Below are 20939 nucleotides of genomic sequence, written 5' to 3' on the forward strand. Positions count from 1 at the left end.
GCCTTCGCGGTGCGTCCACCTCGGCGGGCCCGGCTGCGGAGCGGCCCGGCATGACCCGGGAGCCGTCATCGCGATCCGGGGCCGACAGCGGCGAAACGGGCCAGGGCGCGGGCTCGCGGCGGTTCCGACTCCGGTCGTGGGGGCCGGGCCTGGTGTCCGGAGCGGCGGACACCGACCCGACGACGGTCGCGACGCTGGTCGTGGTCGGTGCGGGCACCATGTTCGGTCTGGCCTGGCTGACGCTGCTCATGATGCCGGCGCTGGTGGTGGTGCAGATCCTCGCCACCCGGCTCGGGGTGCTGTCGGGGCGTGATCTTCAGCAGGCGGTCCTGGACGGCTACGGTCGGCTGGCCAGCGGCCTGTTGTTGATCTCCATCCTCGGGGTCAACGTGGTGACCATCGCGGCCGACGTCGCCGCCGGCGCGGCGGCGATCGGCCTGCTGGTCGGGGTCGACTCGCGCTGGCTGGTGCCCGCCTTCGCCGCCGGCGCGCTGGCCCTGCTGCTGATCGGCAAGTACGACGAGGTCGAACGGGTCCTCAAGGTGGTGATGCTGGGCCTGCTCGCCTACGGTGCGGCGGCGATCCTGGCCCGCCCCGACTGGCTCGCGGTCGCCCGGGGCAGCCTGGTCCCGTCCGTACCGTTCACCCAGACCCACCTCGCCGGGACGCTGGCCATCCTCGGCACCACCCTGACCAGCTACATGTACGTGTGGCAGACGGTGGAACAGGTCGAGCAGCCGTGCTCCCGTCGACAACTCAAGATCCGTGAACTCGACGCGGTGACCGGCGCCGGCCTCGCCGCGGTCATCTTCTGGTGCATCCTGGTCGCCAGCGCCGCCACCCTCGGCACCCATCACGAGCAGGTCACCACCGCGGAGCAGGCGGCCCAGGCGCTGCGCCCGCTGGCCGGCCCGTACGCCAGCGTGTTGTTCTCGGTCGGGCTGCTCGCGTCGGCGATCATCGCCGTTCCGGTGATCATGAGTACCGGGGGATACGTGGCCGCCAGCGCCTTCGGCTGGCCGCGCGGGCTGAGCCGCACGCCCCGCCAGGCCCCGCGCTTCTACGCCGTCGTCGTGGCGCAGACCCTGGCCGGCGTCGCCCTCGCCCTCAGCGGCATCGGCCCGATCCAACTGCTCTTCGTGGCCAGCCTGATCGGTGGTATCGCCACCCCGCTGGGACTGGTCATGCTCGCCCTCGCCGCGGGGAACCCGGCCCTGGTCGGGCCGGGTCGCATCCACTGGTCCCTGCGGGCCGCCGGCTGGCTCATCGCCGTCGTGGTCAGCGTCGTCAGCCTGCTCTACCTCGCCCAGCAGCTGCACCTGCTCGGCTCCACGGGCTGAATCGGCTGCTGCTGCATGGGTTGAAGCAGAGCAAAGGATGGCCGAGGGCAACCATGCCGTCGACCGGTAGCGGTGACGCGGCGCCTCCGGGCCACCGCGGTCCCGGACGCTCACCCGGCGGGGATGTCGCGGGAACCTCACGCCGCCGGGGTGTGTCCGGGCGCGACCGACGCCTGCACGACGAGGGCGGCCGCGCCGATGCCGGCGGCGTCGCGGGGCTGGGCGGAGAGCTCGACGACGATGCCGTGGCGCTGCCGGGCGTGCGCGGTCCGTTCCAGGTGGGCGCGCAGGCGGCGGGCGTAGATGGAGCCGGCCAGCGCCATCCCGGGGCCGGTGAGCACCAGGCGGCCGAGGTCCAGCAGGTTGACCACCGAGGTGACGGCCACGCTCAGGTGGGCGGCGGCCCGGTCGAGGAGGGCGAACGCGGCGGGGTCGCCGTTGACGGCGGCGCGGGCCACCATGTCGTACGCGCCGGCGGTCGCCGTCGCGTCGAGGGGCAGCCGCTCGCTCAGGTCCGGGTCGGCGCGGGCGGCCTCGACCACGGCGGTCATCGACGCGTACCGCTCGACGCAGCCACGATTGCCGCACGGGCACTCCCGGCCGGCGTAGTCGATGGAGACGTGGCCGAGTTCGCCGGCGTCGAAGCTGGCACCCCGGAACAGCGCGCCGTTGAAGACGAACCCGGCGCCGATCCCGGCCGAGAGGTAGACGCAGCCGAACGACTGCTCCCGGGACACCCGGCGGCTCCAGAACTCGCCGAGCGCGGCGGCAGCGGCGTCGTTCTCGGCGATGACCGGTAGGCCGATCCGCTCGGCGATGTCGGCGCGCACACCGTCCGTGCCGGCCGGGCCGCCGGGACGGCCGGGAAACGGCGTCGGCGCCACGATCGCCAGGCCCTCGATGCGCTCCTTGGGCAGTGCGAGGCCGGTCGTGAAGGCGTCGAAGCGGTCGGCCAGCCCCTCGGCGAGCGCGCCGGTCCCGGCGATTCGCGGCACCACCTCGCGGCCGACCACACCGCCGGTGAGGTCGATCGCGATGCACGTCATGATGTCGGGCCCGAGGTGGAAACCGATGCCGAACCGGCTGGCCGGATTGATCGATATCAGTTTTCGGGGTTTGCCGCGGATCGAGCCGATCGAACCGGTTTCGTGGATGATGCCCTCGGCGATGAGGTCGCGCACGATGTTCGAGATCGACGGCTGGGTGAGGCCGGTGACGTCGGCGAGTTCGACCCGGCTGATCGCCACCGCCGAGCGGATCACGTCGACGATCAGGGCACGGCTGCCCGGCCCGGCGGCGGGCGCTTCACGACGTGCCATGCGGCGGCGAGCTCCGGTCTCGGGCCGACGACGGGCGGTCATCGGCGGTCAGGCGATACCGTACCTGTCGGTGTGCGGCGGGCGAGGGCGGTGGGTTCGGTGACGGAAACGCTACGGCGGGTCGGGCTGGTGCTGGCCCGGGCCTCCCAGGTGCTCGGCGAGGAGCCCTACTATCACGAGTTCCTCGAAGGGCTGGAGCGGGTCCTCACCCCGTCGGGCGTGTCGGTCCTGGTCAGCGTGGTCAGCGACCGGGCCGCCGAGACCGCCGTCTACGAGCGCTGGTCGGAGCAGCGTCGGGTGGACGGGGTGATCCTGGTCGACCTCAGCCCCGGCGACGAACGGGTGGGGCTGGTCGCCGAGGTGGGCCTGCCGGCCGTGGTGCTCGGCGACCCGTCGACCGCCAACGGCCTGCCGACCGTCTGGACCGACGACGCCGGTTTCGCCCGCGAGGCCGTGCGTTTCCTGGCCGACCTGGGGCACCGGGTGATCGCGCAGGTGAGCGGGCCGCTGGCGTTCGCGCACTCGCAGCTGCGCCGTGGCGGCTTCGAGGCGGGGGCCGCGGCGCGCGGGCTGACCCTGCTCACGTCCGAGGGCGACTACTCGTACGAGACCGGCCGCGCCGCCGCTGCCGCCCTGCTCGCCGCGGGGCCGGCGCGGCCGAGCGCCATCGTCTTCGACAACGATCTGATGGCGCTCGGCGGCCTGCGGGCCGCCGCCGATCATGGCCTGGACGTGCCGGGCGACGTGTCGATGGTGGCGTGGGACGACTCCGCCCTGTGCCAACTCGCGGTCCCCGCGCTGTCGGCGATGAGCCACGACGTCGGCCGGATCGGCGAACTGGCGGCGAAGGCCATCACCGACGCCATGTCGGGTCGTCCCGCCGAGGTCTACGAGGCCCCGCGGGCCCACATAGTCGTCCGGCAGAGCACCGCCGCGCGCTGACCGGTCCGGTCGGGCGTGTCCGTCACGTCGTGCACCGACTACTTAAATTATTAATCTAACCTTGACAGGGCTGAAACCCCCGACCATGCTTTGGCCTCATCACCCGCGGTACCTCATCCGCGTGGATCTATGCCAAGGCAGGACGGACACCAGCATGGCGAATAGCCGACAGCTCATCGGAATCGGCGTGGTCGCGGTCCTCGCGCTCGCCACGGGATGCACCGGCGGGGCCGGCGAGGACGACGGCGGGCGCGGGGACTTCTCCGGCGACGTCACGGGTTCGATCACGGTCCTCACCAACCGCACCGACCTGGCGACCACAACCCTGCCCGGGTACGCGCAGCGATTCGAGGAGAGGTACCCGGGCACCAAGGTCAGCTTCGAGCCGGTGACCAACTACGAGGGTGACGTCACCACCCAGTTGAGTTCGGGGGAGTACGGCGACGTGCTGCTGATCCCGAACACGGTGCCGGTCGACCAGCTACCCCAGTTCTTCGAGCCGCTCGGCAGCGCCGACGAGCTGTCGCAGAAGTTCCGGTTCACCGACGAGAAGGCGTTCGGCGGCCAGGTGTACGGCCTCTCCCTGGGCGGGGTGGCGCAGGGCATGGTGGTGAACCGGCGGATCTGGGCGCAGGCCGGAGTCACCGCGCCGCCCAAGACGCCGGAGGAGTTCCTGGCCGGGCTGAGGGCGATCAAGCAGCAGACCGCGGCGGTGCCGTTCTAGACCAACTACAAGGACGGTTGGCCGCTGAGCTTCTTCAACAGCCAGCGCGCGATCCTGGCCGACCCGCAGGTCAACGAGAGGTTCCCGACCGATCCGGCGCCCTGGCAGCCGGGCAAGATCGCGTACGTCACGGACGGTCTGCTCTTCGACATCGTGCACCAGGGGCTCAGCGAGAAGGATCCGCTGACGACCAACTGGGAGGCCTCCAAGCCGATGATCGCCACTGGGCAGGTGGCCACGATGGTCCTCGGGTCGTGGGCGGTGCCGCAGATGAAGGACGCCGCGACGGCGGCCGGCGCGAACCCGGAGGACATCGGCTTCTGGCCCTTCCCCTACCAGAGCGACGCGACGTTCCACGCCCGCGTCGAGGGCGACTACAAGGCCGGGGTCAGCCGGAACTCGAAGAACAAGGCGACCGCGTGGGCCTGGCTGAACTGGTTCGTCACCGAGTCCGGCTTCGCCCAGGACCAGCAGGCCATCCCGACGCCGGTCGACCAGCCGCTGCCGACGGCGCTTCAGGACTTCGAGAAGACCGGCGTCAGGCTGATCGAACTGCCGGCGGCCACCACGAACGCCGGTAAGGAAGACCAGATCATCAAGGACTCCGAGATCGACCTGGCCGGAAACATCTATCGGCAGAAGCTGGTGGACATCGCCCGGGGCGCGGCCAAGGGCGACAAGGAGTCGTACTTCGCCGAACTCAACAAGCGTTGGGGCGAGGCGCAGCGGCGGGTCATGCAGTGACCAGCGTGCAGCTCCGGACCGGGGCGAGGGTGTCCGCGCCGTCGGCCCCCGGCCCGGCGGCCCGCGCGGTGCGTTCGGCGTGGTGGCGCGGGCGGACCCACTGGCTCTACCTGGCGCCGGCGCTGGCCCTGCTCGTCACCTTCACCTACGTGCCGGTCGGCAACATGTTCTGGTACAGCTTCCACCGGTGGGACGGCCTGAGCCCGGCGATGACCCCGGTCGGCTGGGACAACTACGTACGGGTGTTCACCGACGACGGGTACTGGCGGGTCTTCCTGGTCAGCCTCTACTACTTCGTCGCCTCGTTCGCCCAGATCGCGATCGCGCTCTACTTCGCGGTGGTGCTCAGCTTCCAGACCCGGCTGCGCAACCTGTTCCGGGGCATCCTGTTCTTCCCGTACCTGCTCAACGGGGTGGCGGTCGGGTTCGTGTTCCTCTACCTCTTCCAGCCCGGCGGCACCCTCGACACGGTGCTGCGGATGGTCGGGTTGGGCGAACAGACCCGGTACTGGCTGGGCGACCCCGACATCGCCAACGTGTCACTGGCCGGCACGTCGGTGTGGCGGTTCACCGGCCTGAGCTTCGTGCTCTTCCTCGGGGCGATCCAGTCGATCCCGCGTGAGTTGTACGAGGCGGCGGAGATCGACGGCGCGAACCGGTGGCACCAGTTCCGGTTCGTCATCGCGCCCGGCATCCGCCGGATCATCAGCCTGTCGTTCATCCTGGCGATCTCCGGCAGCCTCTCGGTCTTCGAGATCCCGTTCATCATGACCGGCGGCGCGAACGACACCCGTACCTTCGTCATCCGCGCGTACGAGACGGCCTTCCAGTTCCGCCAGATCGGCCTGGCCTCGGCGATGGCCGTGGTGCTGCTCCTGCTGGTGCTCCTGATCACCTGGGTCCAGCGCCGGCTCGTCCCGGACGAGGAGGTGACGCTGTCGTGAGCGGGCTCGCCCGGACGGCCAAGTGGGCCTCCCTCGTGCTGGCCGCGCTGGTGGTGCTGATCCCCCTGGTGGTGGTGCTGTTCGCCGCGTTCAAGACGCGCGCCGAGTACAGCACGACCGGACCGTTGACCCCGCCGCGCGACTGGCTCAACCTCACGAACTTCCGCACCGCGTGGACCGACGGCGCGATGCTGCGCGGCTTCTGGAACACCACCGTCATCCTGGTGATCTCGCTGACCGGCACGGTGGTGGTCGGCACGCTCGCCGCGTACGCGGTCAACCGGTTCGCCTTCCGCCTCAAGCGGTTGGTGCTGGGCCTGTTCCTGCTGGCCGCGCTGGTGCCGGGGGTGACCACGCAGGTGGCGACGTACCAGATCGTCAAGTCGATGGGCCTGGTCAACTCGCTGGGGGCGGCGATCGTGCTGTTCCTCGGCACGGACATCGTCTCGATCTACATCTTCGTCCAGTTCATGCAGTCGATCCCGCGCAGCCTCGACGAGGCCGCGATGATCGACGGCGCGTCCCGGTTCACCGTCTACCGGCGGGTCATCCTGCCGCTGATGAGGCCGGCGATCGCCACCGTGGTGATCATCAAGGGGATCGCCGTCTACAACGAGTTCTACATACCGTTCCTCTATCTCCGGTCGCCGGAGCTCAACGTGATCTCGACGGCGCTGTTCCGGTTCAAGGGCCCCTACGGCGCGCAGTGGGAGACGATCGCGGCCTGCACGATGATCGTCATCCTGCCCACCGTCGTGATCTTTCTGCTGCTCCAGCGGTTCATCTACAACGGCATCACCGCCGGAGCCACCAAGTGAGCGCCACCGCGTGGAAGGACGATCGATGATCTCGGTGCAGGATCTGGGCGGGGCGTGGACGCTGCGGGTCGCCGGCGACCCCGCCACCCCCGAGGCGGCCACGCTGGCCGGCCGGGCGGTGCCGGCGACGGTGCCGGGCTGCGTGCACGTGGACCTGCTCGACGCGGGGCTGCTGCCCGACCCGTTCCAGGACGACAACGAACTGGCGGTGGCCTGGGTCGGGCACACCGACTGGGCCTACGGCCGCGACGTCGCCTGGCACGGGCCCGCCCACGAGCGGCTCGACCTGGTCTTCGACGGCCTGGACACGGTGGCGACGGTGGAGTTGGACGGCACAGCGCTGGGCCGCACCCGCAACATGCACCGGTCCTACCGGTTCGACGTGACGTCCCTGCGCGACGGCGGCGACCGGGCACTGCTGGTGCGGTTCACCTCTGCCTACGCCGAGGCCGAGGCGGTGCGGAACACGCTCGGGCCCCGACCCAACGCCTACCCGGAACCGTTCAACTTCGTCCGCAAGATGGCCTGCGGTTTCGGCTGGGACTGGGGCCCGACGCTGGTCACCGCCGGCATCTGGCGGCCGGTACGCATCGAGGGCTGGAGCATCGCCCGGCTGGCGGCGGTCCGCCCGCTGGCCACCTGGCACGACGGGCAGGGCTGGCTCGACCTGACGGTGGAGGCGGAGCGCACCCGCGACGAGCCACCGCTGCGCCTGCGGGTGCTGCTCGACGGGCGCGAGGTGGCCAGCCGTGAACTTCCGCCCGGCGACCGCGGCGACCGGATCGAGCTGCCCGTTCCCGGGGTGCGCCCGTGGGCGCCGATCGGCTACGGCGACCAGCCGCTGCACGACCTGACCGTGGAGCTGAGCGCCGCCGGCACGGTCCTGGACCGCTGGCAGCGGCGCATCGGCTTCCGCACTTCGCGGATCGACCGTACGGCCGACGCGGTCGGCCACCGGTTCGTCATCCACGTCAACGGTGAGCCCGTGCTGGCCAAGGGCGTGAACTGGATCCCCGACGACGTGTTCCCGGCGCGGATGACCCGGGAGCGCTACGCCCGTCGGCTGCGCGAGGCGGCGGCCGTCGGCGTCAACCTGGTCCGGGTGTGGGGCGGCGGCATCTACGAGAGCCGCGACTTCTACGAGGTCTGCGACGAACTTGGCCTGCTGGTGTGGCAGGACTTCCTGTTCGCCTGCGCCTGCTACCCCGAGGAGGAGCCGCTGCGCTCGGAGGTGGTGGTCGAGGCACGGGAGAACGTGACCCGGCTGGCCGCGCACCCGAGCCTGATCACCTGGAACGGCAACAACGAGAACCTGTGGCTGCGCGGGGCCAGCGGCTGGAGCAGCCAACCGGGTGGCCAGCTCAGCTGGGGCGAGCACTACTACCTGCGTACGCTGCCGGCGATCGTCGCGGAACTCGACCCCAGCCGCCCGTACCAGGCCGGCAGCCCATGGTCCGGCTCCTGGGAGCACCCGCCGAACGACCCCGACCACCAGACGTTCCACTCCTGGGAGGTCTGGAACCGGCAGGGCTACCAGCACTACCGGGACACGACGCCCCGCTTCGTCGCCGAGTTCGGCTGGCAGGCGCCGCCGGCCTGGCGCACGTTGCGCGACGCGATCTCCGACGAGCCGCTGCTGCCCGACTCCCCGGGCCTGCTGCACCACCAGAAGGCCGAGGACGGCAACGGCAAGCTCGCCCGTGGCCTCGCCCCGCACTTCCCCGAGCCGGCCGGTGTCGAGGCGTGGCACTACCTCACCCAACTCAACCAGGTCCGGGCGATCCGCACCGGCGTCGAACACTGGCGCTCGCACTGGCCACACACCGGCGGCGCCATCCTCTGGCAGCTCAACGACCTGTGGCCGGTCACCTCGTGGGCGGCCATCGACGGCGCCGGCCGGTACAAGCCGCTGTACCACGCCCTCGGCGAGCTGTACGCGCCGCGCGCGTTGACGGTGCAGCCACGCGACGCGGGACTGGTCGTGGCGGTGCTCAACGACAGCCCGCAGCCGTGGCGTGGGCGACTGCGCGTCGAACGACAGGACACCACCGGCACCGTGCGCGCCGACCACGACGAGCAGGTCTCGGTCGCGGCCCGGTCGGTGACGCTGGTGCCGGTGCCGCGGCACGTCGCCACCCTCACCGCCGCCGACTCCGAGTTCCTGGTGGCACGGCTCGACGGCGTACGAGCGCTCTGGTTCGGCGTACCGGACAAGGCGTTCGCCCATCCCGACGCCGGCCTGACGGTGACCGCCGAGCCGGTCCCCGGCGGCCTCGATGTGCGGGTCTCGGCCGCCGGCCTGGCCCGTGACGTGCTGCTCCAGGCCGACCGGATCGACCCGGCCGCGGTCGCCGACCGCGGCTTCTGCACCCTGCTGCCGGGCGAGTCCACGACGATCCACGTCCGTGGACCGGCCGAGCTGGACCCGGCCCTGGTCAAGGCGCCCTGGACGCTGACCGACCTGGCCACCGTGCTCCGCCGGGCGTAGATCGCGCCCGGTACCCCCACCCTCGAAGGAGGAGCGCATGAAAGTCCCGCGGATTCCCCTGGCCGCACTGACGACAGCGCTCGTCGTCGCCACGATGGTCCCCACCCCCGCCGAGGCGTTCCCGGCGACGTCGAAGTCCACCGTGCTGAACTACCTGCGGTCGATCACCGGAGTGAACATCGTCAGCGGCCAGCACAACAAGGAGCCGGCCAGCGCTCCCGGCCAGTACAGCCGGCAGGTGTACGACATCACCGGGCAGTGGCCGGGCCTCTGGGGCGGTGACATGATGTTCCGCGCCGACGACATCAACAACCGGCAGCGCGTCGTCGATCAGGCGAAGACCGAGTGGGCGAACGGCTCCCTCGTGACGTTGACCTGGCACGCATGCTCGCCGACGGTCGGTCGGACCTGCGAGTTCGAGGGTGGTGTCAAGACGCAGATCTCCGCCGGCCAGTTCCAGGAGATCGCCACCGGTGGCACCAACCTGAACAACGTCTGGCGGAGCCGGATGGCCGAGGTCGTGCCCTTCCTGCGGCAGCTGCGCGACGCCGGGGTGCCGGTGTTGTGGCGACCGTTCCACGAGATGAACGAGAGCTGGAACTGGTGGGGCAACCGGCCCGGCGCCAACGGCGGCGCGAAGCTCTTCCAGCAGATGCGCGACTACTTCGACAGTCAGGGCCTGGACAACCTGATCTGGGTGTGGAACGTGCAGGACAATCCGGCCGGCGGGTGGGCCAACTACTACCCCGGCAGCAGCTACGTGGACGTGGTGTCGCTCGACGTCTGGTACAAGAACCACCCGTCGGCGGGCGACTACCAGCAGATCCAGTCGATCGCGGGCGGGAAGCCGATCGCGCTCGCCGAGATGGGCAAGATCCCGAACGCGTCGCTGTTGACCAGCCAACCACGGTGGACCTACTTCATGGTCTGGTCGGAGCAGCTGCGCGGGAGCAACACCAACGCGGAGATCCAGGCCGCCTACTTCCACCCCCGGGTGTTCAACCAGGGCGAGATCAACCTCGGTGGCGGTGGCGGTGGTACGCCGCCGCCGGCCAGTGGTGGGGTGGGCAAGATCCGCGGCGTGGCCAGCGGAAAGTGTGCTGATGTCAACGGCGCCAGCACCGCGAACGGGGCTCAGGTCCAGCTCTTCACCTGTGACGCGAACGGGGCGGCCCAGGCGTGGACGATCGGCTCGGACGGCACGGTGCGCGCGCTCGGCAAGTGTCTCGACGTCGCCGGTGGCGTCAATGCCGACGGCACCCGGGTCCAGACCTGGGACTGCGTCGCCGGCAGCCCCAACCAGCAGTGGCGATACAACGGCACGGCGCAGTCGCTGGTGAACCCGGCGACCGGAAGGTGCCTGGACGCCACCGGCCAGAGCACGGCGGACCGTACCCCGCTGCAAATCTGGTCCTGCACCGGCAACTCCAACCAGCGCTGGACCATTCCGGCCTGACCTGAGGGCCGGGTCGCCGGGCCGGCGCGCCCGGCGACCCGGTCCGGCCGTGACCGCCAGAGAGGATCGGAATGGCCGAGCACCACCGTCCGCTGTCCGGGCCCGCCGCAACGTTCCCCGACGGGTTCCGGTGGGGAGTCGCGACATCGGCGTACCAGATCGAGGGCGCGACGGACGCCGACGGCCGGACCGCGTCGATCTGGGACACCTTCTGCCAGGTGCCGGGGGCGGTCGCGGGCGGCGAGTCCGGTGCGGTGGCCTGCGACCACTACCACCGGATGCCGCAGGATGTCGCGCTGATGGCCGGGTTGGGGGTCGACACCTACCGTTTCTCGGTGTCCTGGCCTCGGGTACAGCCCGGTGGCCGCGGCCCGGCCAACGGGCCGGGACTGGACTTCTACGACCGGCTCGTGGACCGGCTGCTGGCGGCCGGCATCGACCCGTGGGTCACCCTCTACCACTGGGACCTGCCCCAGGAGTTGGAGGAGGCGGGCGGCTGGCCCGAGCGCGACACGGTCTGGCGGTTCGCCGACTACGCCGACCTGGTCTTCGACCGGCTACAGGACCGGGTCAGCTGCTGGACGACGTTGAACGAGCCGTGGTGCGTGGCCGTGTACGGGTACGCCGACGGGATACACGCACCCGGACGTCGCGACCGCGCGGCGGCGATGCACGCCGTCCACCACCTGCTGCTGGCGCACGGCGAGGCGGTGAATCGGATGCGGGCCCGCTCGACCCGCGACGACCACCAGTTCGGGATCACGCTGAACCTGACCCCGACCGTCCCGTACCGTCACACCCCCGCCGACCTCGACGCCGCCCGCCGCGCCGACGGCCTGGGGATCCGTATCTACCTCGACCCGCTGCTGCGCGGCCACTACCCGGACGACACGGTTGCCGACCTGGCCGCCGACGGCATCAGCCTGCCGGTCCGCCCCGGCGACCTCCAGACGATCGCCACCCCGCTGGACGTGCTGGGCGTGAACTACTACTTCACCGACACCGTCCGCGCCGACGGCGTCGTCGTCCGCAACGCCGCGACCACCGCCCTGGGCTGGCCGATCACCCCCCATGGGCTGACCGATCTGCTGCTTCGCCTGCTCCGCGACTATCCGGCGGTGCCGGTGGTCATCACCGAGAACGGTGGTGCGTTTCCCGACCGTCGTCCGCCCGCAGTCGCAGGGCCGGTCGAGGACCGCGACCGGATCGCGTTCCTGCGTGCCCACATCCGAGCCGTGGCCGACGCCATCGAGCGGGGCGCCGACATCCGCGGCTACTTCGTGTGGACGCTGCTCGACAACTTCGAATGGGCGCACGGCTACGGCCCGACCTTCGGCCTGGTCTCCGTCGACCGCGACACCCTGCACCGCACGCCCAAACACAGCGCCCGGTGGTACCGCGACCTGATCTCCGCGCAGCGATCCGGTGGGCCGATGCCGTGACGCGCCGCCGGCCCGCCGCCGACCAGGTGACCGGTCGGCGGCGGGCCGGTGCCGGCTGCCGGGAGGAACGGCGCGGGTACGACTACCGCGTCCCGAGCCCGAGGCTGATCGTCCTGGTCAGCGTGGCATTGTCGTCGTCGCCGTCCAGCGACCAGACCATCGCCCCGGCCAGGCCGGTCCGCCGGATGTACAGCGTCTTCTGGAGCACGACCGCCGGGTCGTCGTACGTCCAGAAGGTCGTGCCGTCGAAGAGCCAGGCGTGCCCGGCGCGAAGGTCGCGGTGGACGGTGAAGCCCCTGCCGGTCAGGGTCTTGAGCTGCTTGTAGTCCTCGTACCCGGGCGCGTGGATGGCCGGGGCGGGTCCGGTCGCCGGCCGGAACAGGCCGTTGCCGCCGCCGGTGACGCCGGTCCAGCCCTGCCCGTAGTACGGGATGCCGAGGACCAGCTTGCCGCGCGGCGCGCCCCGGGCGATCCAGCCGTCGATCGCCACCTGGACGGAGAAGTCGGGGCTGTCCGGGGCCTTCGCCGGCACGCGCAGCGCCGACTGCTGGTTGGTCACCCGTTCCCAGGTGCCGTGGAAGTCGTACCCCTGCACAGTGGCGAAGTCGAGGTACTGGAAGATCTTGCGGCCCTCGTAACCGGCGTCCATGGCCGCCGGGTTGGCCGGCAGGAAGGCGGTCAGCGGGTAGTGCTTGCGGGTGGCACGCCCGTACGCGTCGAGTTGTCGGCGGAACTCGGCGAGCAGCCTGGTGAAGTTCTGCTTGTCCTCCGGGCGGATGACGTTGCCTTCGTCGCCCGGCCAGTTCGGCCACTCCCAGTCGAGATCGATGCCGTCGAAGACGCCGGCCGCGGCGCCCGGTCCGCCGCTGCCGCCGTCCAGGTTCGGCAGGTTTCCCTTGAGGTAGAGGTCGATGCAGGAGGCGACGAACGCCTTGCGGGCGGCGTCGGTGCGGGCGGCGTTCGAGAAGTACGTCGACCAGCTCCACCCGCCCAGCGAGATCATCACCTTGAGGTTGGGGTGCTTGGCCTTGAGCTTAGCCAGCTGGCCGAAGTTGCCGTTGAGCGGCTCGCCCCAGGCGTCGGCCACGCCGTCGACGCTCTCCTCGGCCGGGACGGGACGCTGGTAGTCGGCCCAGGGGTCGCCCTCGCCCGGCCCGCCGTCGACATAGCAGCGGCCGTCCTCGCTGACGTTGCCGAAGGCGTAGTTGATGTGGGTGAGGCGGCTCGCCGCCCCGGAGGTGTCGAGCTTCTTGACCGGGAAGGCCCGGCCGTAGATGCCCCACTGGGTGAAGTAGCCGACCTTGTGATAGCCGGCGCCGCGATTCGTGCCGCCGGCGTTCACGGCGGTCGGCGGGGCGGCGGTGACCAGCAGGGTTGTCAGGGCGACGAGGGCGGTGAGGCGGCGGTGGCGGAACGGTCGCATCGGCACACTCCCACGAGGGATGAGGCGAAATTAGTTAAGACACCTTTCTGATCGATGAAGCTAAGCCGCTCACCTGCCACGGTCAAGAGCCGACGTGGCCGGCTCGTCGCGGGTGAACCGTGGATGGTAGAGAGATCTGGTGAGCGAGCAGCAGTTCGACAAGACGACCTCGTCCGAGGCGCCCGCGTCGCCGGTGCGGCAGCTGCGGCTGGTGGTGGCGGTCGACGACTACGAGGCGGCGGTCCGGTTCTACCGCGACGTGCTCGGCCTGCCGGAGCAGGCGGCGTTCTCCAGCGGCGACGACGCCCGGGTGGTGATCCTGGACGCCGGGCGCGCCACGCTGGAGATCGCCAACCCGGCGCAGAAGCGGATGATCGACGAGGTCGAGGTGGGCCGGCAGGTCGCGCCGCGCATCCGGGTGGCGTTCGAGGTGGACGACGCCACCGCCACCACCGACCGGCTGGTCGACGCGGGCGCTACCCAGGTGGCGCCGCCGACCACCACACCCTGGCACTCGGTCAACGCCCGTCTCGACGCGCCGGCCGACCTGCACATCACCGTCTTCCAGGAACTGCGCACCCTCGACGAACGCGCCACACTGGACGGCTTCGGCACCGACACGCCCTGAGAACCACCGTCTCCTGCCACCCGGTCAACCGAAGTCCACCCCACCCCACGCCCCCCGATCGCCGACGCCCTGTCGATCATGCAGTTGTGGTGCCTCACAGATGCCCTGTGTCGGGCAATCCGCCCACCACAACTGCATGATCGACGGGCTTGTGACCGGGGGTAGGGGGTAGTTTTTCCTGCGGGTGGACGACTTCGAGGTGGCGTACCAGCGGATGACCGCAGCAGGGGTCACGTTCCTGACCGCGCCGCGCGCCGAGTCGTACGGCCGGGTGGCGGTGTTCCTCGACATCGCCGGCAACAGGTGGGACCTGCTCGGCCCGGCCTGACCGCCCGGCCCGCATCGGTTCGCGTACACTGCCGGGCAGTTGGTCGCGCTCGGCGCGCGACCCCTGCGCATGAGGCGGTGGAGATGGACCTGGTGCCCGGCACCGTCCGCCGCTCGCGCCTGCGACGACGATAGTCGTCCGCACCCTCGCGCGTTCCTCCCGTCGTGCCCGCACCCGTCGTGCGGCCGGCAAGCCTCGTGACGATCCTGTTCATCCCATCCCGGGGAGTACCCGTGCCCGTGCCCTCGCTGGCCTCGTCGTTGTCCGACTCCGTCTGCGCCGCCGCAACCCGCCTCGGGCTGGCGGACTTCGCACCGCAGGTCCGCCGATCGGAGCACGCCGACTTCCAGGCCGACGGGGTGCTGGCGGCGGCGCGGGCCCTGGGCCGACGCCCCCGCGACATCGCGGCGGAGCTGCCGGCCGGGCTGCCGGCCGGAGATCTCGTGGCCGCAGCGACGGTGGCCGGACCCGGGTTCGTCAACCTCGAACTGACCGACCGGGCCCTGCTGGCGCAGCTCGCCGACCGGCTCGGCGGCGGGTGGTGGCGTTGCAGGGCGGCGACCTGGCCACCTCGAACTGCTCGGCATCGACGCCCCCGCCAAACTGTAGAGATGTAAGCAGGGGCCCCTTGTTAGCGCCTCACGAGGTAAAGGGGCCCCTGCTTAACAAACTGGACCGGGTCAGGCTGCGGGGCGCTGGCCGAACTGCATGCGGGCGAGCATGACCAGCATGACCGTGACACCACCGAGCAGCGCGAGCCAGGACCAGGCCCAGCCGATGGTGAAGCCGAGCACCACGAAGGCCGCGATCGCGAGCAACCAGGTGGTCGCGGTGTAGAGCCCGAACCGGGCGGCGGCGGCCGGGTCCTCGGTGAACCGGTCGGAGACGTCGTGGGTGGCCGTCAGGCGCAGCACCCACGGCTTGTGCCGGTTGGTCTGGGTGCCGCCGAGGTAGGTGAAGAGCACCACCGCGGCGACGACCGCCAGCGCGCCGCCGAGCAGCCAGGGCAGGTCGGTGCTGGTCAGGTAGTGCCAACCCGCGCCGAGCCCGGCCAGGCTGAGCGTGACGGCGAGCCCGTAGCCGGCGGCGCGGGCCGCGGGCACGGGATAGCTGGCCGAGGTCTCCTGGCGTAGCGCGTCGGCGGTGCCGGCCCCGGCGGCCAGCGCGGCGGCGGCGACCGCGACGAGCAGCCAACCGGATGGTACGGCCGTGCCGGCCGTGGCGAGCACCAGGAGGGCGAGCCCAGCGGTGCCGAGCGCGGCGAGGACCGCCGTGCGGACCAGGAACCCGGGGGCGGGGCGGACCCGGTGGCGGGCCCACTCGGCGCTGGCGGAGCCGGTGTCGCCGGCCGGGGTGGCGTCGAGCAGCGGGCCCAGGTCCCCGAGTTCCGTCATGGCCTGGCGGGCGCCGGCTGCGGGGGAGAGGCCGGTGTCGACCAGCTCGCCGACGCGGGCGACCAGGTTGGCCCGGATCTCCTCCTTGAGGTCCTGCCGCTCGGGGCTCATCTCGACGCCGGCGAACGCCTCGTCGAGGAGGCGGTGGACGTCGAGTGTGGTGCTGTCGGTCGAGTGTCGGGTGGTCATGCGGGCTGCCCTCCAGCTGAGGTGTCGGCGTGGCCGGAGCGGTCGGCCAGGTCGAGCAGGGTGTCGATGAGGTCGCGGGTCACCGACCAGGCCGCCACGTTGCGGTGGTAGACGGCCCGGCCGGCGTCGGTGATCCGGTAGTACTTGCGCCGGCCGCCCTGGGTCTCGTCGCCCCAGTACGACTCGATGAGCCCGTCCCGGGCGAGCCGGCGGTAGCTGGCGTAGAGGGTGGCCTCTTTGATCTCGTGCCGGCCGCCGGTGCCGTCCCGGATCCACTTGAAGATCTCGAAGCCATAGCTGTCGGTGCGACGCAGGATGCCGAGCACGATCGTGTCGGTGTGACCGCGCAGCAGGTCGGCGGCGAGCACGTCGTCGTCGGAGAGGACGACGGTCTCAGATTTATCAACCACGACAGGTACTGTATCAGATCAAGTACCTGACCGGCGTGGGCCGATCGGCCGGGCGAGCCCGTTCGACCCGGGGAGGTCAGGTGGCGTCGGGCAGCCAGGCGCCGAGGAGGCTGGGGTCGGCGACGGCCTGGCGTACCTGATCGCGCTCGGGCCCGGTCAGCGGAAGGGCCCGGAGCCGGCCACCCCAGTCGGGGACCCGCTCCGGCTCGTCCAGCGCGAGCGACAACTCGATCAACCCGGCGAGCGCCAGTGCCTGTTCGACGGGGGGTGCGGCGTCACCGTGCCGGCGCAGCCCGGAGTTGAGCGCCCGGAAGGCCGCCCGGTCGTCGTTCTTGAACTCGCGCAGGATCCGCGCGTTGTCGAGGACCCGGGCCAGCCCGCTCAGCCGCGTCGAGCCGCCGTACTCCAGCTCCGCCGGCTCGTCGCGGGTGATGAAGATGATGGTGTTGCCCGACGGGTCGACGACGCTGAACCGCGACGCGCCGGGCCGGTAGCGGGTGATCCGCGGCAGCCCACGGGCGAGCACCTTGCCGTACGCGCGGCGCATCGCCGCGGTGAATGCCGCATGGTAGGGCGCGACCGCGTCGACCATCACCAGGCAGCCGCCGCTGCTCTCGGCCGCCGGGTCGAGGTCGCGCGGCGCCGGGCCGTAGTGCAACTCGAACCCGCTCCAGCGGAAGGCGAGGTAGACGTACGGCCTTCGCTGCTCGTACGTCACCGCGAAGCCGAGTGCGCGCCAGAAGGCGATCGTCTCCTCCACGGCCGCGCAGGGCAGCAGTGGCACGGTGGTCTCGTTCGGCTGGACGTGCTCGACGGTCGTCATCGACGGCCTCCCCGGGTCCGGATCGACATCCCGGCCAGTCTGTCAGCGTCCACGCCGCGGTACCGGCATGCCCGGCGCCGCGGGACCGGGCGGAGATGTGATCTGGCCGGGACGGTCCGCCGGTCACCGCTTGACAGTCGGGGTTCGGGGGCCAACACTGCGAAACAAGCCCGAAACAGCGAACCTCATCGATCAACACGATGGCAGTTGTTAACGTTCACACAAGCTGGTAGGGAGAGCCGACCATGTCGAGAGTCCTGGCCCGGGTGAGCGCGTTGCTCGCCGCCGTACTCCTGCTGTCGCTGCCCCCGGCGCAGCTCCCCAGAGCCGAGGCCGCCGCGCTCGACCCGTTCACCGGATACCTGATGGCGCACTTCACCGGGGAGTCCGCGAACGGCGAGCAGATCTATCTCGCGCACAGCCGGGACGGGCTGACCTGGCGCGACCTGAACAACGGCGGGCCCGTCCTGCTCTCCACCCTCGGCACGCGGGGCGTCCGCGACCCGTCCCTCGTCCGCTCGCCCGCCGGTGACCGTTACTGGATCGTCGCGACCGACCTGCGGATCGCCAGCGGCACGTCGTGGAGCGACGCGGCCAACCGGGGCAGCACGTCGCTGGTCGTCTGGGAGTCCCGCGACCTGGTGAACTGGTCCGCCCCCTGGCTGATCAACGTCGCGGGGGCGATCCCCGGCGCCGGCAACGCCTGGGCGCCGGAGGCCATCTACAACCAGGCGACCGGCGACTACGTCGTCTACTGGGCGACGAACTCCGCGCGCAACGGGGTCACCAAGCACCGCATCTGGTACGTCCGGACCACCGACTTCCGCACCTTCACCACGCCGCAGCTCTACATCGAACGCCCCGGCGGCCAGGGGATCATCGACACCCAGATCGTCGAGGTGGCGAACAGCGTGGGCGGCTACCGCTACTACCGGGCCTCCGCCGACGGCCACATCACCATCGAGGCGAGCAACTCGGTCCTCGGCTCGTGGACGACCCTCGGCAACCTGTCGCACCTGGGCATCTCCAACGGGACCGGCGGCGGCAACGTCGTCGAGGGGCCGATGTGGGCCCAGTTCAACGGCCGTGACGAGTGGGCACTCTGGCTGGACCAGTACGCCACCGGCCGTGGTTACCTGCCGATCACCTCGACGAACCTGGGCAGCGTCAACAACTTCCGGACCCGCGCCGACTACAACATGGGCGCCAGCCGCAAGCGGCACGGCTCGATCCTGAACCTGACCGCCGCCGAGGAGAGCGCGGTGCTCGGCCGCTGGGGCGCCAGCACCCCGGTCAACCGGATCCAGTCCTACACCCACCAGGACCGCTACGTCCGGCACGCCAACTTCGACGTACGCATCGACCCGAACGTCAGTCCCGCCCAGGACGCCCAGTTCCGGGTGGTGCCCGGCCTGGCCGGCGGCGCCGGCTACGTGTCGTTCGAGTCGGTCAACTACCCGGGGTACTACCTGCGGCACTACGCCTTCGACTTCGTGCTGGCGGCCAACGACGGCAGCCCGGTGTTCGCCGCGGACGCCACCTTCCGGCAGGTCGCCGGGCTGGGCAACGCGGCCTGGTCGTCGTTCCAGTCCTACAACTACCCCGACCGGTACATCCGGCACTACAACTACCTGCTGCGGCTCGACCCGATCAGCGACGCGCAGGGACGCAACGACGCCACGTACCGCCTGACCTCGTGACCGCCACCTCCGGTTTCGGTCGGCAGGCTCGTACCATTGCGCAGAGATCGCGACCGCGCTGCGGGGAGGGGCCATGGGCAAGGGGATATATGTGCAGGAACTGCCGGGGATCGGCAAGCGGTACGACGTCGACCTGGGCAGCAACACCCAGCGGATATCGATCGTGGTGCGCCGGGACGGTGCCCGTGACCTGTACGTCTTCGCGGCCGGCGCGGACGACCCGGTGGCGGTGATCGAGATGTCGGAGGAGCAGGCTCGCAAGGTGGGCGCGCTGCTGGCCGGCACGTACTTCTCCGAGTAGCCGGTCCCGCAGTCGAACGTCCCGTCCAGCCCACTAGGAGTCTTCACCGTGCACGCTGACCTCGTGGGCTTCGGCGCACTTGTGCTGATCGCGGGCCTGCTGGCCCGCTTCGGCCGCCGGATCAACCTGCCGACCGTGCCGTTCTTCATGCTCGCCGGCATCCTGCTCGGGCCGGGCACCCCCGGCCCCGTGCTGGTCGCCCATCCCGAGGACCTGAGCCTGCTGGCCTCCCTCGGCCTGGTGCTGCTCCTGTTCCACCTGGGCGTCGAGTTCCCGGTCGAGCAGGTACTCGGCAGCGGCAAACGGCTCTTCGTCGCGGCCGGCTCCTACATCCTGCTCAATGTCGGCGCGGGGCTGCTCTTCGGATACGCGCTCGGCTGGGGCGGCTACGAGGCGTTCGTGGTCGCCGGGGCGCTGGGCATCTCCTCGTCGGCCATCGTCACCAAGCTGCTCATCGAATTACGCCGGCTGGCCAACGCGGAAACCCCGGTGATCCTCGGCATCATCGTCATCGAGGACATCTTCCTCGCGCTCTATCTGGCGCTGCTGTCGCCGATCCTCTCCGGCGCCGGCTCGGCGGGGGAACTCGCGCTGCGCATCGGGCTCAGCTTCGCGTACCTGGTCGTGCTCTTCGCCGTCGCCCGCTTCGGCGCCCGCCTGGTCGGCAAGATCATCGACAGCCACGAGGACGAGCTGCTGGCCATCCTGATGGTCGGGCTGGTGGTGCTGGTCGCCGGCGTCTCGGCCGAGATCGGCGTCTCCGACGCGATCGGCGCCCTGATGATCGGCCTGGTGATCGCCCGGACCCCCGTCCGGGAGCGGGTCGAACGCCTGGTCCTGCCGCTGCGGGACGTCTTCGCGGCGGTCTTCTTCGTGGCGTTCGGGCTGAGCATCAACGTCAGCGAGGTCGGCTCGGTGGCGGTGCCGGTGCTGCTGGCGGTGCTGCTGACCGTGGTGACCAACGTGCTGGCCGGTCTGATCGCCGGCCGGCTGTTCGGGCTCAACCAGCGGGGCGCGGCCAACGTCGGCCTGACCGTCCTCGGGCGGGGCGAGTTCTCGCTGATCCTGGCCACGCTCGCGCTCGCCGCCGGCCTGGACGCCCGACTCGGCCCGTTCATCGCCCTGTACGTGCTGGTGCTGGCCGTGCTCAGCCCGCTGCTCGCGGCGAACTCGCGCTACCTCGCCCGGGTGATCCCGGACCGTCTGCTGCACTCCAGTTGGCGCTACGTCCGGGAGGAGACGATGAGCACCGCCTGCACGCACCTGGACCGGATCCAGATCACCGAGTCCGACGCCGAGGCGTGCCCGCAGTGCCTGGAGAGCGGCGACGACTGGGTGCAGCTGCGGATGTGCCTCACCTGCGGCGCGGTGGGCTGCTGTAGCGACTCGGTCAACAACCACGCCGAGGAGCACTACCGGCAGACCGGCCACCCGTTGATCCGCTCGCTGGAACCGGGCGAGGAGTGGCGGTACTGCTACATCGACGGTGCCCTGGTGCGCGAGCCGATGGGCTCCGACCGGTAGAT

General features: G+C 70.9%; 17 protein-coding genes and 2 pseudogenes. 14 read left to right on the top strand and 5 right to left on the bottom strand.

Annotation, left to right across the window (positions count from 1 at the left end):
* Nucleotides 1–152: 152 nt before the first annotated feature.
* On the top strand, nucleotides 153–1340 hold the full coding sequence (locus tag ACQPYA_RS15055) for an NRAMP family divalent metal transporter (protein WP_433533219.1): 1188 nt from the start codon (nucleotides 153–155) through the stop codon (nucleotides 1338–1340).
* Nucleotides 1341–1477: 137 nt separating this feature from the next.
* Here the strand turns inward: ACQPYA_RS15055 and ACQPYA_RS15060 are convergent, their stop codons facing one another.
* Nucleotides 1478–2659, bottom strand: coding sequence for an ROK family transcriptional regulator (locus ACQPYA_RS15060; RefSeq protein ID WP_433533220.1), 1182 nt, complete (start codon nucleotides 2657–2659; stop codon nucleotides 1478–1480).
* Nucleotides 2660–2758: 99 nt separating this feature from the next.
* On the opposite strand from ACQPYA_RS15060, the gene ACQPYA_RS15065 reads away from it, so the two are divergent.
* From ACQPYA_RS15065 to ACQPYA_RS15095, 7 genes and pseudogenes are all read left to right on the top strand, one after another.
* Nucleotides 2759–3601: a LacI family DNA-binding transcriptional regulator gene (locus tag ACQPYA_RS15065; protein ID WP_433533221.1), complete on the top strand. Its 843-nt coding sequence runs from the start codon at nucleotides 2759–2761 to the stop codon at nucleotides 3599–3601.
* A gap of 154 nt (nucleotides 3602–3755) precedes the next feature.
* Nucleotides 3756–5069: pseudogene (locus tag ACQPYA_RS15070) on the top strand (ABC transporter substrate-binding protein).
* Nucleotides 5070–5074: 5 nt separating this feature from the next.
* Nucleotides 5075–6013, top strand: a complete 939-nt coding sequence (locus ACQPYA_RS15075; protein WP_433533222.1) for a carbohydrate ABC transporter permease — start codon at nucleotides 5075–5077, stop codon at nucleotides 6011–6013.
* Nucleotides 6010–6831 carry a carbohydrate ABC transporter permease gene (locus ACQPYA_RS15080; RefSeq protein WP_433533223.1) on the top strand — a complete coding sequence of 274 codons (822 nt, stop codon included), beginning with the start codon at nucleotides 6010–6012 and terminating at the stop codon, nucleotides 6829–6831. Before ACQPYA_RS15075 ends, ACQPYA_RS15080 begins: the two co-directional genes overlap by 4 nt.
* Nucleotides 6832–6856: 25 nt before the next feature.
* Nucleotides 6857–9319 (top strand): glycosyl hydrolase 2 galactose-binding domain-containing protein, encoded by a 2463-nt coding sequence (locus tag ACQPYA_RS15085; protein ID WP_433533224.1) that lies wholly within the window; start codon nucleotides 6857–6859, stop codon nucleotides 9317–9319.
* A 37-nt stretch (nucleotides 9320–9356) separates the two neighbouring features.
* Nucleotides 9357–10775: a glycosyl hydrolase gene (locus ACQPYA_RS15090; protein ID WP_433533225.1), complete on the top strand. Its 1419-nt coding sequence runs from the start codon at nucleotides 9357–9359 to the stop codon at nucleotides 10773–10775.
* 71 nt (nucleotides 10776–10846) lie between these two features.
* On the top strand, nucleotides 10847–12217 hold the full coding sequence (locus ACQPYA_RS15095; protein ID WP_433533226.1) for a GH1 family beta-glucosidase: 1371 nt from the start codon (nucleotides 10847–10849) through the stop codon (nucleotides 12215–12217).
* A gap of 82 nt (nucleotides 12218–12299) precedes the next feature.
* Here the strand turns inward: ACQPYA_RS15095 and ACQPYA_RS15100 are convergent, their stop codons facing one another.
* A complete protein-coding gene (locus ACQPYA_RS15100; RefSeq protein ID WP_433533227.1) occupies nucleotides 12300–13640 on the bottom strand; it encodes a glycoside hydrolase family 18 protein in 1341 nt (446 codons plus the stop codon).
* A gap of 139 nt (nucleotides 13641–13779) precedes the next feature.
* On the opposite strand from ACQPYA_RS15100, the gene ACQPYA_RS15105 reads away from it, so the two are divergent.
* From ACQPYA_RS15105 to ACQPYA_RS15115, 3 genes and pseudogenes are all read left to right on the top strand, one after another.
* Nucleotides 13780–14268 (top strand): VOC family protein, encoded by a 489-nt coding sequence (locus ACQPYA_RS15105; protein WP_433533228.1) that lies wholly within the window; start codon nucleotides 13780–13782, stop codon nucleotides 14266–14268.
* Between the two features lie 172 nt (nucleotides 14269–14440).
* Nucleotides 14441–14596: pseudogene (locus ACQPYA_RS15110) on the top strand (VOC family protein); the annotation flags it as partial.
* 233 nt (nucleotides 14597–14829) lie between these two features.
* Nucleotides 14830–15213, top strand: a complete 384-nt coding sequence (locus ACQPYA_RS15115; RefSeq protein ID WP_433533229.1) for a hypothetical protein — start codon at nucleotides 14830–14832, stop codon at nucleotides 15211–15213.
* Nucleotides 15214–15276: 63 nt separating this feature from the next.
* Here the strand turns inward: ACQPYA_RS15115 and ACQPYA_RS15120 are convergent, their stop codons facing one another.
* The 3 genes from ACQPYA_RS15120 to ACQPYA_RS15130 all read right to left on the bottom strand — a co-directional run bounded on the left by ACQPYA_RS15120 (nucleotide 15277) and on the right by ACQPYA_RS15130 (nucleotide 17412).
* On the bottom strand, nucleotides 15277–16179 hold the full coding sequence (locus ACQPYA_RS15120; protein WP_433533230.1) for a permease prefix domain 1-containing protein: 903 nt from the start codon (nucleotides 16177–16179) through the stop codon (nucleotides 15277–15279).
* Nucleotides 16176–16589 carry a PadR family transcriptional regulator gene (locus ACQPYA_RS15125; protein ID WP_433533231.1) on the bottom strand — a complete coding sequence of 138 codons (414 nt, stop codon included), beginning with the start codon at nucleotides 16587–16589 and terminating at the stop codon, nucleotides 16176–16178. Before ACQPYA_RS15125 ends, ACQPYA_RS15120 begins: the two co-directional genes overlap by 4 nt.
* A gap of 76 nt (nucleotides 16590–16665) precedes the next feature.
* Nucleotides 16666–17412 carry a glyoxalase gene (locus tag ACQPYA_RS15130; protein WP_433533232.1) on the bottom strand — a complete coding sequence of 249 codons (747 nt, stop codon included), beginning with the start codon at nucleotides 17410–17412 and terminating at the stop codon, nucleotides 16666–16668.
* A 245-nt stretch (nucleotides 17413–17657) separates the two neighbouring features.
* On the opposite strand from ACQPYA_RS15130, the gene ACQPYA_RS15135 reads away from it, so the two are divergent.
* From ACQPYA_RS15135 to ACQPYA_RS15145, 3 genes are all read left to right on the top strand, one after another.
* A complete protein-coding gene (locus ACQPYA_RS15135; RefSeq protein ID WP_433533233.1) occupies nucleotides 17658–19112 on the top strand; it encodes a glycoside hydrolase family 43 protein in 1455 nt (484 codons plus the stop codon).
* Between the two features lie 73 nt (nucleotides 19113–19185).
* Nucleotides 19186–19413 carry a potassium transporter TrkA gene (locus ACQPYA_RS15140; protein ID WP_119579566.1) on the top strand — a complete coding sequence of 76 codons (228 nt, stop codon included), beginning with the start codon at nucleotides 19186–19188 and terminating at the stop codon, nucleotides 19411–19413.
* Nucleotides 19414–19461: 48 nt separating this feature from the next.
* Nucleotides 19462–20937, top strand: coding sequence for a cation:proton antiporter domain-containing protein (locus tag ACQPYA_RS15145; protein WP_433533234.1), 1476 nt, complete (start codon nucleotides 19462–19464; stop codon nucleotides 20935–20937).
* The last annotated feature ends 2 nt before the right edge of the window (nucleotides 20938–20939 follow it).

The sequence above is a fragment of the Micromonospora sp. CA-263727 genome, assembly GCF_050942455.1.
Lineage (GTDB): Bacteria > Actinomycetota > Actinomycetes > Mycobacteriales > Micromonosporaceae > Micromonospora.

Excerpts from the sequence above, each read along its gene's own strand:
- ACQPYA_RS15140 (WP_119579566.1), top strand. The coding sequence starts at position 19,186 with ATGGGCAAGGGGATATATGTGCAGGAACTGCCGGGGATCGGCAAGCGG.
- ACQPYA_RS15060 (WP_433533220.1), bottom strand. The coding sequence starts at position 2,659 with ATGGCACGTCGTGAAGCGCCCGCCGCCGGGCCGGGCAGCCGTGCCCTG.
- ACQPYA_RS15135 (WP_433533233.1), top strand. The coding sequence starts at position 17,658 with ATGTCGAGAGTCCTGGCCCGGGTGAGCGCGTTGCTCGCCGCCGTACTC.
- ACQPYA_RS15100 (WP_433533227.1), bottom strand. The coding sequence starts at position 13,640 with ATGCGACCGTTCCGCCACCGCCGCCTCACCGCCCTCGTCGCCCTGACA.
- ACQPYA_RS15120 (WP_433533230.1), bottom strand. The coding sequence starts at position 16,179 with ATGACCACCCGACACTCGACCGACAGCACCACACTCGACGTCCACCGC.
- ACQPYA_RS15090 (WP_433533225.1), top strand. The coding sequence starts at position 9,357 with ATGAAAGTCCCGCGGATTCCCCTGGCCGCACTGACGACAGCGCTCGTC.
- ACQPYA_RS15095 (WP_433533226.1), top strand. The coding sequence starts at position 10,847 with ATGGCCGAGCACCACCGTCCGCTGTCCGGGCCCGCCGCAACGTTCCCC.
- ACQPYA_RS15085 (WP_433533224.1), top strand. The coding sequence starts at position 6,857 with ATGATCTCGGTGCAGGATCTGGGCGGGGCGTGGACGCTGCGGGTCGCC.
- ACQPYA_RS15130 (WP_433533232.1), bottom strand. The coding sequence starts at position 17,412 with ATGACGACCGTCGAGCACGTCCAGCCGAACGAGACCACCGTGCCACTG.